We start from the raw sequence: 14,544 nt of genomic DNA, 5'->3' as shown, positions 1-14,544 counted from the left end.
TTGATCAAATTATTTTTATAAAATAATTGAAACGCTTGGAACATCTCCAAGCGTTTATTTGATTACAATTAAAGTATAATCTACTATACAGTGAAATCTAAAATTAAGGATTAATCTGCTTTTTTATTTTTCTAAGATAATATTTGTTTTTGACTCACTTTACTTAATTGTTGTAAATAAAATTTATAAAGCGGATGATCCGTATCTGTCTGAACCATCTCTCTTTCACAATCAATACAAATAAATGATGTATATAAATGAAATCCATTTTGCTTCTGTTGCTCACAAATAATACAAGTTTCCCCATTCAGTTTTTCCATCATTCCTCCACCTCCATATATGCATTATGCCCTCTTAACCTAGAAATTATTCAATTTATTATTATGAAATCAATTTTTCTAGCTAATTGTCCGTTATATATATATTTTATGTGGAGAATTGTTTGCCTTATTCAACGCCAGGTAAAAAGGTAAAACAAAAAAGGTCGGATTGGGGTAAAAATTTTCGATGAGAATAGGGTTCGCCGACTAAAATGAGTGCATCTCACCAAAAGTGTCTGCGTAAATAGGGTTCGTTGTCAAAAATTGAACGTTTCCCACATAAAATGAATGTTAGTTGAGTCCATTTCAAAAAATTTTTTCCAAATTTTATTCTTTCATTTAAAGAAAACACGGCGACTGCCGAGCCTTTTGGCGATGGCAAAGCCGCAAGAGCACTTATACTTCATTCTTAAAATTTCCAACTACATCGAATTCGCTTCTTTGCTGGAAATTTATATTTCTTAACGTACAAAAAAGGACAGTGAAAATCCACTGTCCTTTATATGCCCGGCAACGTCCTGCTCTCGCTAAGGGAGAACCTTCCCTACCATCAGGGCTAAGGAAACTTACCTTCCGAGTTCAGGATCTGTTCGTTGATGACCTTCTCTTTATCACTACCGAACCTACTACTGGCTTTTGACCATGTAATTTCGTAATTAGTTTATTTTCGTTTAATGGAGCCTAGCGGGATCGAACCGCTGACCTCCTGCGTGCAAAGCAGGCGCTCTCCCAGCTGAGCTAAGGCCCCGGCTATTTATTTAAAACTGGTATTGACTCGTAAAAACTTTGAGATGACGTGTCCCAAGTTTTTTTATGAATATGATGGGCCTGAATGGACTTGAACCATCGACCTCACGCTTATCAGGCGTGCGCTCTAACCAGCTGAGCTACAGGCCCATATTCAATATTTATTGCGCCTTCAAAGTTGCCGGCGTTATAACAGAACGTTGCGCTTTTCACAGGCCAGTCCGTACGTCGTTGGACATAAGGAACGCTTCGTCAGCAGTACCTCGAGTCGCTTTCGTCTTCCATTCCTTTAGAAAGGTCGTGATACATCCGCACCGCTTTGTCTTGTTCTGTTTTCAAGTTCCTAATTTAACGACCTTTCTATACTATCAAGTAATCAATTGTTTGTCAATCTCACACAAAAATTTCCTCGATTTCTTTCATTCCCCTTATAGACTAATTTATCGACCAATTACGTAAAAATGTCCGATAACAGGATAGTTTTGTCAACCTTAGTCATATATGGAATATAGGCTTAAATAATCCATAATTGAATGACAGTTAGCGCACATACACCGGGTATTCCTAAAAACCCTGAAATTGTTGCTGTAATTAAATTGATAGGTACATGGATACCGAAATTACTGCCGAACGCATTAAGAAAAAATAATAATAAAGCACCAATCAATATTTTTATAATACTTTGACCAAAAAAGCGAAATAATTTCAGCGGTGTACCAAATAATAGGAGAAGCACAATTATTCCTCCGATAATTCCAATTACTAATGAAGGCTCCATATAATCCCTCCGTAAATTAATGCTTGTACCATTAAAATATTTATGTTGAAATCCACAAAAAAAGAACCATTACCTATTTAGGTTACATAATCCCTAAAAGAAAACAGTTCTTTTCATATCACTTATTTTTATCAAATATTTTTAATTGCCTGGCCTTGGCTTCCCTAAATAAGTATAAATACTTCAATTCTGTAAGTTCCACCTGGTGCTTAAAATCATCATTCATATCAAAAGATTTATCGTACAGACTTTTTTCATTTTTCCATTTCTGTTTTAATTCTTCTATTTGAAACAAAAGCTTATTATCATATTCCCTTTTTAGTGACCCTTTACGTTTAAAGAGCACTTGTACTCCCCCTTAAAAATCAATCCTTTTTATATCCCACTCTTATTAGCAAGTCAAATGCCCACCTTAAAATTCGAGTTCATGAAGAAACCGGATGGGAGAGGGACTTACTGCAAAAGGCCAATTGGTTCGGATCACAACACTATTGGTCACACACCGCATTGCCATAAAGACGTGGGATCATTATTTATTGTGTACTTCCTACAATCAATGGGGATAAAGAAAAACCCCACAAATTGACGTTTACCTTTATTTTTCCGTTAACAAAGAAAAAATATTATAATTCTCTTCTTCCTTCAAGCGCTTTCGACAATGTTACTTCATCCGCATATTCTAAATCTCCTCCCACAGGTAATCCGTGAGCAATTCGAGTAACTTTAATACCGGACGGTTTTACTAATTTTGATATATACATTGCCGTTGCTTCACCTTCAATATTTGGATTCGTAGCCAATATCAGTTCTTTAATTTCTTCATTTTGGAGCCTTTTAAGTAAACTTGGGATGTTAATATCTTCAGGTCCAACACCTTCCATAGGAGAAATTGAACCTTGCAAAACATGATATAACCCATGATACTCCTTCATCTTTTCCATTGCGATTACATCTTTAGAATCTTGAACCACGCACACAACTGAGCGATCACGACTTTGATCACTGCAAATATAACAAGGTTCTCGATCCGTAATATGACCGCAAACAGAACAATATGTCAAATCCCTTTTTGCATTGATAAGTGCTTTAGCAAAATCCAATACCGTTTCTTCCTTCATTGTTAATACAAAAAAGGCTAATCGTGAAGCAGTTTTCGGACCAATTCCGGGAAGTTTCATAAAGCTATCAATCAGCTTACTAATCGGTTCTGGATAATACATTCAAATTAGGCCTCCTATTAAGAAAAGCGCTGGCCACCAGGAGCTAGGGGATAAAACTTATCCATCGTTTTTACCAGTATTTTTACCTTTCTTCTCCATTAAAATAGACCAGGGATGTTCAAACCTTTGGTAAATTGCCCCATTGTTCGGGAAGTCAGTTCGTCCGCTTTTGTCAATGCATCGTTTGTAGCGATAACTATCAAGTCTTGAAGTGTTTCAATATCTTCGGGATCAACAACTGCTTCATCTATCTTTACTTCCAATACCTCTTTATGTCCCGAAATAACGACAGATACGGCTCCACCGCCTGCAGTTCCTTCAATTCTTTCTTCACCTAATTTTTCTTGTGCTTCTGCCATTTTCTTTTGCATTTTTTGCATTTGTTTCATCATATTTTGCATATTTCCCATTCCACGCATAATTTTACCTCCAATGTTAATCTCTTATTTCCAGTAAATCTTCACCAAATAATTTAATTGCTTCATCTATCAGGGGGTCACCGCTATTGTCTGATTTCTTTTGATCTTTAACAAGGTCTCGATGTTCATTTAAAAAAGACTGACGGATTTCCAGCCACTGATTTTCGGGAACACCAATTACTTCTATTGGATCTCCAGTAACTTTTTGAAGCAAACTAGTTAATGTACTAATAAATTCTCCATTATTTATTGCCATTTGACAATGAATTTCATATTTAAACTTGATAACACAGCCTTGGGATGACGCCGCAACTGGTTCAGCATCATTTAACAATGCAGCATGTGACTTCTTCAAGTTTTCCAAAATCGACCCCCAGTTGTTTTTGATTTGTTGCAAATTTTGCTTTGTCGCATTTGCTAATACATTTTCTATTTTACCAACCGGAGCTTTAAATGTATGCTTAACTGTCTTTGTTTGTTTTTGCTTGTTATTACTTTCCTCTGATGTTTGTCCTTCACTAATGCCTTGTACTTGCAATTGCTGAATTTGATCTTCCAGGTAAGCAATTTTCTCTTGTAGTTGTGTCATCAAATCAGAGGAAACAGCTCCTTGTTGATTCCGAAAGTTTGCTTGGCATAATTGGACAAAACAAACTTCCAGAATAATTTTAGGATGATTTGTCCATTTCATTTCTTGTTGAACTTGATTAAACCTATTAATGATTTCATAAATTTCATCAGAATCAAATTGTTCCGCCAATCTTTGAAAATCTTCATCGACAATTACACGTTCCAAAAAATCTTGCGTGCCCGGGGAATTTTTGTATACAAGTATATCCCGGAAATATTGAATCATATCTTCAATAATTCGGACCGGATCTTTTCCCTCTCCTAATAGTGTATGTAAAAAAGTTAATGCTGCTTGCGGATTTTTTTCAAGAATCGAACCGGCAATTTGATGTAATATTTGTTGTGATACAGAACCCGTTATAACGAGTGCATCTTCAATACTTATTCTTCCTTGACTGAAGGAAATGGTTTGGTCCAGTAAACTTAACGCATCCCGCATCCCGCCATCAGAAGCTCTTGCTATCAGTTCCAATGCTTGTTGATCATATTCATACCCATAGTCGTCAATAATAGAACCCATATGCTCAGCAATTTTTTGGGGAGAAATCCGCTTAAAATCAAAACGTTGACACCGGGAAATAATCGTTAACGGTATTTTATGGGGTTCCGTAGTTGCTAATATGAAAATTACATGCTTTGGCGGTTCCTCTAAAGTTTTTAGCAATGCGTTAAACGCACCAATGGATAACATATGAACTTCATCTATAATATATACCTTGAATGTAGACATGTTTGGTGTATATTTGACTTTATCGCGAATATCACGAATTTCTTCAACACCGTTATTGGATGCAGCATCGATTTCGATTACATCCGGATTTGATCCATCCGTGATGCTCTTACAAATAGAACATTCATTACAAGGCTCTGCCGCTTTCCTATTCGGACAATTTACTGCCTTAGCTAAAATTTTTGCGGCACTTGTTTTTCCTGTTCCCCTAGGTCCGGTAAATAAATAGGCATGGGAAATTTTTTGTTGTAAGAGGGCGTTTTGTAACGTTTTTGTTACATGTTGTTGTCCGACTACATCTTCAAAGTTTTGTGGCCGCCATACACGATACAATGCTTGATAAGCCATTAAATAATACTCCCCCTTCAACAATTTTCCCTATTGTTTAGTTGCATAGTTACATTTCAAATTTATTAGCAACACTTTACAAAACATCCGTCTTTTTATTATACCTTATTTCCCTTTTCTTTTACTATAAAAAAAACATCCTTAACATAGGATGTTTAAATTGCTATTATGTAAGTAACTGCCGTGCACCTACCTTCGACTGCTAACCATAGGCGTTGCTTACATAGTTAGCTCAGCTCAGGCACCCCTGCGGCACATGAGAGATTCCACTTAATGCTGCTTCCTTCCGGACCTGACATGGTTCATGGATTCCCATTGCGCAGGACCCAAACGTCAACACCACTTGTGTAAGACAGGCCCTACAGTTAGACAGCCTCGGGTAGGAGTTCAGTCCTGCTAGAGCGGATTGCAGGTTCAGGGCACCGCTACCTCCCCACCTAGCACGGCAAATTTGCTACCAAAGTTCATACGTCTTAATGACGTATATTTAGTATACTAAGGAATTAGTAAAATTGCAATGGTTTATCCATTGTTAATTGTTTCCTCGTATTTCAGGAAAGAAACCCTTTCTTTTTCATCCGTAATTCCTGAAAAAAAGTGGTTAACATTTTCGAACATTCATTTTGTAATATACCATTTGTCACTTCGCATTGGTGGTTAAATCGACTATCGTCTAATAAGTTCATCAATGTTCCTGCACAACCGCCTTTTGGATCTCCGGTACCGTAGACAACACGTTTAATTCGTGACATTAGAATCGCTCCGGCACACATGGGACACGGCTCTAAGGTGACAAATAATTCCGCATCCTCCAGCCGCCAGCTTTTTAAAGTGTGACATGCCTGTTGAATTGCGATCATTTCTGCATGGGCGGTTGCATTTTGTTCTGTTTCACGTAAATTATGACCTCGACCGATAACCGTGTCATGTAATACAATGACACAGCCGATTGGAACTTCATTCTTTTGCTTTGCCTTCAGTGCTTCTTCTATTGCGAGCTGCATGTAATATATATCGCGATCCATTCAAGCTTCTCCTTATAAAAAACAAAATGATTATTTCTTATGTAAATTATAAACGATAATTCTTTTTTTGAACTTATAACATAAAATTTCTGTAGTGTCATTCCGAGGAGGTATGGTAATGCAAATTCATGTTGTACAACAAGGACAATCTTTGTTCGGTATTGCACAAGCCTATAATACAACAGTTAATGATTTGATTGAAGCAAATGAAATACCGAACCCCAATCGCCTTGTCGTTGGTCAGACGCTCGTCATTCCGATTATCGGTCGTTTTTACTGGGTTCAACCGGGGGATAGTTTATTTTCCATTGCACAAAGATTTGGAATTACTATCCAGCAGCTTGCCTCAATAAATCAAATCTCTATCAACAGTCCGCTCGCAATCGGTACAAGACTATATATACCCCCATTGCCAAAAGTAACAAAAGAAATTAATGCATATGTTGAACCCCGGGGGACCGTAACTCCAAATTTAGAAAACAGTGCAAGAGAGGCGGCACCATACTTAACAAATTTAGCCCCCTTTAGTTTTCAGGCTTTACGTGACGGCTCATTACGGGAGCCCCCTTTAAATCAATTCCCGGCTATTGCAAGGGCAAATCAAAATGTGTTAATGATGGTCATTACGAATCAAGAAAACGATCAATTTAGTGATGAATTGGGGAGAATATTATTAAATGATCAAAACGTACAAACCACCTTTTTGAACAATATCGTATCAACTGCTCAAAGGCTCGGTTTTCGTGATATTCATTTTGATTTTGAGTATTTACGACCAGAGGACAGGGAGGCATACAATCGTTTTTTACGAAGAGCGAAAGATCGATTTAGCAGGGAAGGATGGCTCTTGTCCACTGCTTTAGCACCCAAAACGAGAGCGGATCAACCCGGACGTTGGTATGAAGCACATGATTATCGAGCTCATGGAGAAATTGTTGATTTTGTCGTCATTATGACCTACGAATGGGGCTATAGTGGCGGTCCACCAATGGCAGTCTCACCAATCGGGCCCGTTCGTGATGTTTTAGAGTACGCAATTACCGAAATGCCTTCAGAAAAAATCTTAATGGGGCAAAACTTATACGGATATGACTGGACACTTCCCTTTCGACCTGGCACTGTTGCTCGTGCCGTCAGTCCGCAACAGGCAATCCAGTTAGCAGCTCAAAATAATGTTCCCATCCAATATGATACCCAAGCACAAGCACCATTTTTTAACTATAGAGGTGCAAATGGGCAAGAACATCGAGTTTGGTTTGAGGATGCTCGAAGTATACAAGCAAAATTTGATCTTATTAAAGAATTAAATTTACGAGGAATCAGTTATTGGAAACTTGGTCTTTCTTTCCCGCAAAATTGGTTGTTAATTGCAGAAAATTTTGATGTAAGAAAACGATAGTTTAAACGATTGTAATTGACCCATAATCAAGTATACTTAATTAAGTAATGATCGAACAGGCATCATACTACTTGCCCATAACAGTTGAAGGAGTATATGAGAAATGAATTTACGGGAAAAATACAATATACCTAGTCGAGCCGTGATTACAATTGCAGGGACGGTTGGTGTCGGTAAATCTACACTTACAAAGGCACTGGCTTCAGCTCTTGATTTCCGAGCATCACTTGAAAAGGTGGATAATAACCCATACTTAGAGAAATTTTATCGTGATTTTAAAAAATGGAGTTTTCCTTTGCAAATTTACTTTTTAGGTGAACGATTTAAAGAACAAAAGCGGATGTTCGAATATGGGGGTGGATTTGTACAGGATCGGTCTATTTATGAAGATAGCGGGATATTTGCAAAAATGCATTATGAAAAAGGAAATATGACGGAAATCGATTACAAGACATATAAGAATTTATTTGATGCAATGGTGATGACTCCTTTTTTTCAGCATCCGACTCTTTTAATTTATTTAAGAGGTTCAATTGATGACGTTCTTGCCCGGATTAAAGAAAGGGGAAGGCCAATGGAGCAAAACACGCCGGTTGAATATTGGCTGGAAATGTATGAACGTTATGAAGAATGGATCAATACCTTTCATGCATGTCCGATTCTCCGGTTAGATATTCATGATTATGATGTGTTTGACAATAATCAATCAATTGAAGAAATTGTTAGTAAAATGTCATTTATCCTTAATCGTAAAGGAGCCTAAGCTTTGTATTCCGGAATACCTTCACTGCCACGTATGGAAAAAACGGCCTTTAGAGATTCTCCCTAAAGACCGTTTTTTTCATTCTCCAATTATTATGCGTTGTTATCAATAATATGGCGGAGGAGGAGGGATTCGAACCCCCGCGCGGTTTAACCCGCCTCTCGGTTTTCAAGACCGACCCCTTCAGCCAGACTTGGGTACTCCTCCATCACGACCAAAAGTATATTATCATGGCAAAAATAAAAAGTCAATGTAGTCACAATCATGAAGATCAAGAAATTTATAACATAAGGCGGTGTACAAAAAGATTACTAACACTACAACTTTTTGACAAATGAAAACAGCCAAAAACCTCGTAATTACGCGGGTTCATGGCTGTTTTTTCATCAATTTAACTGCAAAAGTCCTGAATAAATTTAATACCCACAACAGGTAAACTCCTCGCTGATTTCCATTATTATATGAACCAGCGTTTATCCGATATATTCTTTTCCACCCATATAAGGTTGTAAAACTTCCGGTATCAACACTCTTCCATCTGCTTGTTGGTAATTTTCCAAAATTGCAGCAGCCGTACGTCCAATTGCTAATCCGGAACCATTCAGTGTATGGACAAATTCCGGTTTTCCCTTTGGTTCTCTTCTAAAACGGATATTCGCCCTTCTTGCTTGGAAGTCTTCAAAATTACTGCAAGAAGAGATTTCCCGATAAGTATTGTAACTTGGCAACCATACTTCTAAATCATATTTTTTTGCTGCTGTAAATCCTAAATCCGCAGTACACATACTCATGACCCGATACGGTAACTTGAGCAGTTGTAATACTTTTTCTGCATGTCCGGTTAACTTTTCTAATTCCTCATAAGAATCTTCCGGTTTTACAAATTTTACTAGTTCAACTTTATTAAATTGGTGTTGACGGATCAATCCTCTCGTATCACGACCGGCAGATCCCGCTTCTGAACGAAAACATGCACTATAGGCAACATAATTCAAAGGCAATTCTTCACCTGATAAGATTTCATCTCGATGATAATTGGTCACAGGTACTTCTGCAGTTGGAATCAGGAAATAATCTTCTTTTTCAACAAGAAATGCATCTTCTTCAAATTTTGGTAATTGACCGGTTCCTGTTAAACTTGCACGATTAACTAAATACGGTGGCAACATTTCTGTATAACCGTGCTCTTCCGTGTGAAGATCAAGCATAAAGCTAATCAATGCACGTTCCAATTTAGCCCCTTGACCTTTTAAGAAAGTAAAACGACTTCCCGTCACCTTTGCCGCACGTTCAAAATCAATGATCCCTAATTCAGTTGCAACATCCCAATGCGGTTTTGGTTTAAAATCAAATTGCGGAAGAACTCCCCACTTACGGATTTCTACATTATCGTCCTCAGAATCACCAATTGGGACGGATTCATGTGGCAAATTTGGAATGGATAAAAGAAGGGTTTGTAATTCTTCTTCAATTCCCCGTAATTCATCATCCAGTTTTTTAATTTTTTCACCTACTTCACGCATTTCGCCAATAAGAGCGTCGGTATTTTTCTTCTCTTTCTTTAAAATAGCAATTTGTTCTGATACATCATTTCTCTTTTTCTTTAATTGTTCACTTTCAATAATTAATTGCCGCCGCTTTTGATCCAATGTACTGAACTTATCCAAATCAGTTAAATCCTCACCGCGATGTTCAAGTTTTGCCTTTACTTCTGCTAAATTCTTTCTAAGAAGTTTAATATCAAACATATTCATACCCCCGATTCATTCAAAATTTTTATAGGAAGAAAGTGTCGTAATGAAAAAAACTCCCATCCCAATGAAGGGACGGAAGTTTCATATCCGCGTTGCCACCCTAATTGCAAGCATTCGTATACTTGCCTCTCGGTATTATAACGGTTTTTGCCGGCAGTACTTACTTGTCCCTTTCAGTACCACTCTCAAGGATGGATTCACAAGCATTTGCCGCTGATTTGCACCAAACCATCAGTTCTCTTAAAACAAATGAACTTGTTACTATTTCCTGTCATCGAATTAACTGTATGAAATTCATTATTTTATCTGAACATCAATAAAGAATCAAAATAACCTAAACATAAATGATTAACTAAAACCAAGAAGAAACTTTCGATGTAATGCCATCCCAAAGGTTTCCGAAAAAGCCACCCATGCCTCTGAACATTAAGACAAACCAATTTGCTTTTTCAACTTTTTCTTTGGCAACCACATCAACCTTTACTGTTTGGTCCGGATATAAAAATCCTGAATCATCTCCACTGTATTGATAAGTAACATAGCCGACAACTTCCCCTTTTTTGACCGGTGCTGTCAACTTACCCTCTTTATTTATTTTCTTTTCATCAAGAACCAGTTTAGGTTTATATTGTTCCTTTTCTCCATTTTTTATAACTAAACTTAACGGTTCTTTCGTAGCAATTTTAACAGAGTCTTCTTTCCCTTTTACTACCGGTAAAGAAGTTTTTCCCTTTACAGCATGGTTTTTAGGGAACAATTGTTCTTTTGAAAAATTATTAAACCCGTAATCAAGAAGTTTTTTTGTTTCTTCAAACCGTTCTTGTTGTGAACCTGTCTTCATGATGACAGAAATTAAGCGTTGGCCGTTTCTTTCTGCAGTTGCAGTAAAATTATAACCTGCATATGCGGTGGATCCTGTTTTTAAACCATCCACACCTTCGTATTCATAAACCAAACCAGGAAGCATCCAGTTGAAATTTTTAAATTCTTCACCACGAAAATTCAAAACCGGTTTGCTGGCAATTTGTAACACTTCCGGAAAATCATTGATTAATCGATAGGCTAATTTGGCAGTTGCACGTGCTGACATTTTATTTTCATCATTTGCATCCGTACCTTCAGGATGATTTCCCAACATATCTGCATTATTTAAACCAGATGAATTAACAAAATAGTAATCTTTTAAACCAAGTTTTTTTGCCTTCTCATTCATTAGTTTAACAAAATTTTCCTCGGAACCACCTACTAATTCAGCCAGTGCTACGGTCGAAGCATTTGCAGAATGAATAGCCATCGATTCATATAATTCTTTAACCGTATAAGTTTCTCCCTCGGTTAATCCAACTGTTGAAACACCTAAACTCGGACTGGATAAATCGTGAATAAATTTACTGATGGTAACCTTTTGATCCCAGCTTATTTTTCCCTCTTTAATTGCTTCTAAAACAATATACTCAGTCATCATTTTTGACATACTTGCCACACCAAGCAGTTCATCAGCATTTTTTTCATATAAAACTTTTCCGGTGTTCCCATCTACTAAAATAGCAGCAGATCCTTTCAAATTAAGAGAATCGGTCTCAGCTGAAACTTGTTTCCCTCCGAAAGGCAACATGGCCATTAGTAGAAAACTGATTATCATGTATATCATTATTGGCTTTTTCTTTTTAAACAACGATATTCCCTCCAACAGATTAACTTGAAACACTAATTTTTAGTGTAACATATCTTTTTTTAAAAAAATAGACTCTAATGGGGCAGAAAAAAATCCCATTTTTTCATGGGATTTTTATGATTTTATAAAAACAGTTAATTCAATGTATAGTTTGGTGCTTCTTTTGTAATTTGAACGTCATGTGGGTGACTTTCTCTTAATCCTGCACCGGACATGCGAATAAATTGGGCATTTTCTCTTAAATCTTTTAAAGTTTTTGCCCCGGTATAACCCATACCAGAACGAATGCCACCAACTAATTGATAGATTGTTTCGGCTAAAGGACCTTTATATGGAACTCGTCCTTCAATTCCCTCAGGAACGAGTTTTTTATTATCTTCTTGGAAATAACGATCACTGGAGCCTTTTTCCATTGCAGCAATAGATCCCATCCCTCTATATACTTTAAATCTTCTGCCTTGGAATATTTCGGTTTCCCCGGGACTTTCTGAAGTTCCTGCTAACAAACTTCCTAGCATTACAGCATGACCACCTGCAGCAAGTGCTTTTACAATATCTCCGGAATATTTAATGCCCCCGTCAGCAATAATTGCTTTTCCCATTTTTCTAGCTACCGATGCACAATCATAAATGGCAGTAATTTGCGGAACACCGACACCGGCCACTACCCGGGTTGTACAGATGGAACCCGGTCCGATACCTACTTTAACAACATCTGCACCGGCCTCAAATAATTCCTTCGTAGCTTCAGCTGTTGCCACATTCCCGGCGATTAAATTTAAATCAGGGTATAACTCTTTTATTTGTTTAACAACCTCAATTACACCTTTAGAGTGCCCGTGAGCAGTATCCACAACAATTACATCAACATTCGCTTTGTAGAGCATTTCCGTTCTTTTCATCGTATCCTTTGTAACACCGACTGCAGCCCCAACAAGCAAGCGGCCTTGTTCATCTTTTGCAGCGTTTGGAAACTCAATCACTTTTTCTAAATCTTTTATAGTGATCAAACCTTTTAAAACACCCGATTGGTCAACTAACGGCAATTTTTCAATCCGATACTTTTGTAAAATTTTCCCTGCTTCCTCAATGGTTGTTCCTACCGTTGCAGTAATTAAATTTTCCTTTGTCATAACATCTTTTATTTTAATTGAATAGTCTTCAATAAAACGAAGATCACGATTTGTAATAATCCCAACCAGTTTTTGTTCTTCTTTGTTATTTACAATTGGAACACCGGAAATCCGATATTTTGCCATTAAATGCTCAGCATCATAAACTTGATGTTCAGGAGTTAAAGAAAAAGGATCAGTAATTACTCCATTTTCAGAACGCTTAACACGGTCGACTTGCTCAGCTTGCTCTTCAATCGACATGTTCTTATGGATAATTCCTAATCCACCTTGTCTTGCCATTGCAATCGCCATTTCTGCCTCGGTAACCGTATCCATACCGGCACTGATAATCGGGACATTCAATTTCAACGTATCTGTTAATGATACAGACAAATCAACATCTTTAGGTAATACCTCAGATTTAGCGGGTATTAATAAAACATCGTCAAAAGTCAGTCCTTCTTTCACAAACTTATAATCCCACATCGTTTATGCGCCTCCAGAAAAAATTATTATTAGTAGGTTACCAATTGGATAAAATACTGTCAAGGAGCTTTCAATAAATTGCATTTTTCAGAATTGGGGGTTATATTTTGTCTGCAAGTTTTTCATCATCTCTTTTAAAAAAATATCTTTACTTATCATCTGAAGAAACTTCCCGGCAATTTCTTTTCCATACTTATAATAAAAGAAAGATCATTGATGCAAAAAAGAAAAGTTATGAAAACAGTTTTTCTTTTATTTCTTACATCGAACAAGGAATTACCTTTTTTGAGCAAACAGAACGGTCTTCATTAAATATTAAGCCTATTTTACTCTTTTATGGACTCGTTTTTCTACTTAAAGCATGTGTATTATCGGTTGACCCGGACTATCCCGAATCAAGTCTTGTTTTGGCCCATGGTGTTTCAACACGAAAAAGGAAAAAGCAAAATTATATATACTTAAAGGATGAGGTTAAATTACAAAAAAATGGTTTGTTCCCGCATTTTTCCGACAAAATGTTCCATATGAAACATTTAGAAGGGAAAAAGTTAACGGTAGAGTCATTATTAAAGGAAATTCCGGAGTTAATTGATTACTTCGCTATTTGGACTGGGCACAATCATGGATTACCAATTGACTATGATGGCAAATATTTTTCACTTCCTGAATCGGTTCTTGATTTTTTTAAAATGACATCCGACCGTTTTAAAACCTTCTTCCAATCGAATACAAATAAAAATATTCAGTTTATCGGTGATCCATCAATAATAAAATTTTATATTGAGGAAAATCATAGCACCATAACAGAAATTTTACCCTTCCGATTTCATATAGAGAAACATTCCTATTTTCTTTTACAAAATGATAAAGAATTATCTTTTTATCCGGAACTAATGATCCATTATTTAATATTATATCATTTAGGAATGATTGCTAGATACGAAATTGAATGGTGGTCAGAACTTATTCATCATAAGCCGTCAATCGAGTACCCACTAATCGTACAATATTTAAATATCTCAACAAAAAAAATCCCTTTACTCATTGATCAATACCTATGGAGTTACTTTCACGGACAGAATAAATTTTGACATGATACCTTCTAAGGAATTTGAATAGATTGCACAAAGCTCGC

The 14,544-nt window shown here is 36.8% G+C and carries 13 protein-coding genes, 3 tRNA genes, 1 other RNA gene and 1 other annotated feature; of the genes, 3 read left to right on the top strand and 14 right to left on the bottom strand.

The window, feature by feature from the left end; genetic code table 11:
- Positions 1-131: 131 nt before the first annotated feature.
- The 10 genes from NSQ14_RS00155 to tadA form a co-directional block, all read right to left on the bottom strand.
- Positions 132-320, bottom strand: coding sequence for a sigma factor G inhibitor Gin (locus NSQ14_RS00155; RefSeq protein ID WP_326929282.1), 189 nt, complete (start codon positions 318-320; stop codon positions 132-134).
- Positions 321-995: 675 nt separating this feature from the next.
- Positions 996-1,068: transfer RNA gene (locus tag NSQ14_RS00150), tRNA-Ala, on the bottom strand.
- Positions 1,069-1,143: 75 nt separating this feature from the next.
- Positions 1,144-1,217: transfer RNA gene (locus NSQ14_RS00145), tRNA-Ile, on the bottom strand.
- 364 nt (positions 1,218-1,581) lie between these two features.
- Positions 1,582-1,845, bottom strand: a complete 264-nt coding sequence (locus tag NSQ14_RS00140) for a pro-sigmaK processing inhibitor BofA family protein (RefSeq protein WP_041902209.1) — start codon at positions 1,843-1,845, stop codon at positions 1,582-1,584.
- A gap of 118 nt (positions 1,846-1,963) precedes the next feature.
- Positions 1,964-2,191, bottom strand: a complete 228-nt coding sequence (locus tag NSQ14_RS00135) for a YaaL family protein (protein WP_034766783.1) — start codon at positions 2,189-2,191, stop codon at positions 1,964-1,966.
- 277 nt (positions 2,192-2,468) lie between these two features.
- On the bottom strand, positions 2,469-3,065 hold the full coding sequence (recR, locus tag NSQ14_RS00130) for a recombination mediator RecR (protein WP_034766779.1): 597 nt from the start codon (positions 3,063-3,065) through the stop codon (positions 2,469-2,471).
- A gap of 98 nt (positions 3,066-3,163) precedes the next feature.
- Positions 3,164-3,484, bottom strand: coding sequence for a YbaB/EbfC family nucleoid-associated protein (locus tag NSQ14_RS00125; protein ID WP_034766777.1), 321 nt, complete (start codon positions 3,482-3,484; stop codon positions 3,164-3,166).
- A 16-nt stretch (positions 3,485-3,500) separates the two neighbouring features.
- Positions 3,501-5,192 (bottom strand): DNA polymerase III subunit gamma/tau, encoded by a 1,692-nt coding sequence (gene dnaX / locus NSQ14_RS00120; RefSeq protein ID WP_346216739.1) that lies wholly within the window; start codon positions 5,190-5,192, stop codon positions 3,501-3,503.
- A 181-nt stretch (positions 5,193-5,373) separates the two neighbouring features.
- Positions 5,374-5,638: signal recognition particle sRNA large type (gene ffs / locus NSQ14_RS00115), an RNA gene on the bottom strand.
- 105 nt (positions 5,639-5,743) lie between these two features.
- Entirely contained in the window at positions 5,744-6,217 is a 474-nt protein-coding gene (gene tadA / locus NSQ14_RS00110; protein WP_041902213.1) for a tRNA adenosine(34) deaminase TadA, read from the bottom strand.
- A gap of 118 nt (positions 6,218-6,335) precedes the next feature.
- Between tadA and NSQ14_RS00105 the strand changes: the two genes are divergently transcribed.
- Both NSQ14_RS00105 and NSQ14_RS00100 read left to right on the top strand, forming a co-directional pair.
- Positions 6,336-7,616, top strand: coding sequence for a LysM peptidoglycan-binding domain-containing protein (locus NSQ14_RS00105; protein ID WP_041902214.1), 1,281 nt, complete (start codon positions 6,336-6,338; stop codon positions 7,614-7,616).
- 103 nt (positions 7,617-7,719) lie between these two features.
- Entirely contained in the window at positions 7,720-8,379 is a 660-nt protein-coding gene (locus NSQ14_RS00100) for a deoxynucleoside kinase (RefSeq protein ID WP_328166787.1), read from the top strand.
- A gap of 114 nt (positions 8,380-8,493) precedes the next feature.
- Here the strand turns inward: NSQ14_RS00100 and NSQ14_RS00095 are convergent.
- The 4 genes from NSQ14_RS00095 to guaB all read right to left on the bottom strand — a co-directional run bounded on the left by NSQ14_RS00095 (position 8,494) and on the right by guaB (position 13,409).
- Positions 8,494-8,586, bottom strand: a tRNA-Ser gene (locus tag NSQ14_RS00095).
- Positions 8,587-8,852: 266 nt separating this feature from the next.
- Positions 8,853-10,127, bottom strand: a complete 1,275-nt coding sequence (serS, locus tag NSQ14_RS00090; protein WP_034766766.1) for a serine--tRNA ligase — start codon at positions 10,125-10,127, stop codon at positions 8,853-8,855.
- A gap of 71 nt (positions 10,128-10,198) precedes the next feature.
- Positions 10,199-10,417: a binding site (T-box leader), on the bottom strand.
- A gap of 68 nt (positions 10,418-10,485) precedes the next feature.
- On the bottom strand, positions 10,486-11,775 hold the full coding sequence (locus NSQ14_RS00085) for a serine hydrolase (RefSeq protein WP_412097951.1): 1,290 nt from the start codon (positions 11,773-11,775) through the stop codon (positions 10,486-10,488).
- Between the two features lie 167 nt (positions 11,776-11,942).
- Positions 11,943-13,409 carry an IMP dehydrogenase gene (gene guaB / locus NSQ14_RS00080; protein ID WP_346216737.1) on the bottom strand — a complete coding sequence of 489 codons (1,467 nt, stop codon included), beginning with the start codon at positions 13,407-13,409 and terminating at the stop codon, positions 11,943-11,945.
- A gap of 107 nt (positions 13,410-13,516) precedes the next feature.
- Here guaB and NSQ14_RS00075 point away from each other — a divergent pair, with 107 nt between their 5' ends.
- Entirely contained in the window at positions 13,517-14,500 is a 984-nt protein-coding gene (locus tag NSQ14_RS00075; RefSeq protein ID WP_034766759.1) for a YaaC family protein, read from the top strand.
- Positions 14,501-14,544: the final 44 nt, after the last annotated feature.

This window comes from Caldifermentibacillus hisashii, assembly GCF_039654145.1.
Lineage (GTDB): Bacteria > Bacillota > Bacilli > Bacillales > Caldibacillaceae > Caldifermentibacillus > Caldifermentibacillus hisashii.
The sequence above is the reverse complement of the archived record's forward strand: the minus strand, read 5'-3'. Positions and strand labels throughout refer to the sequence as shown.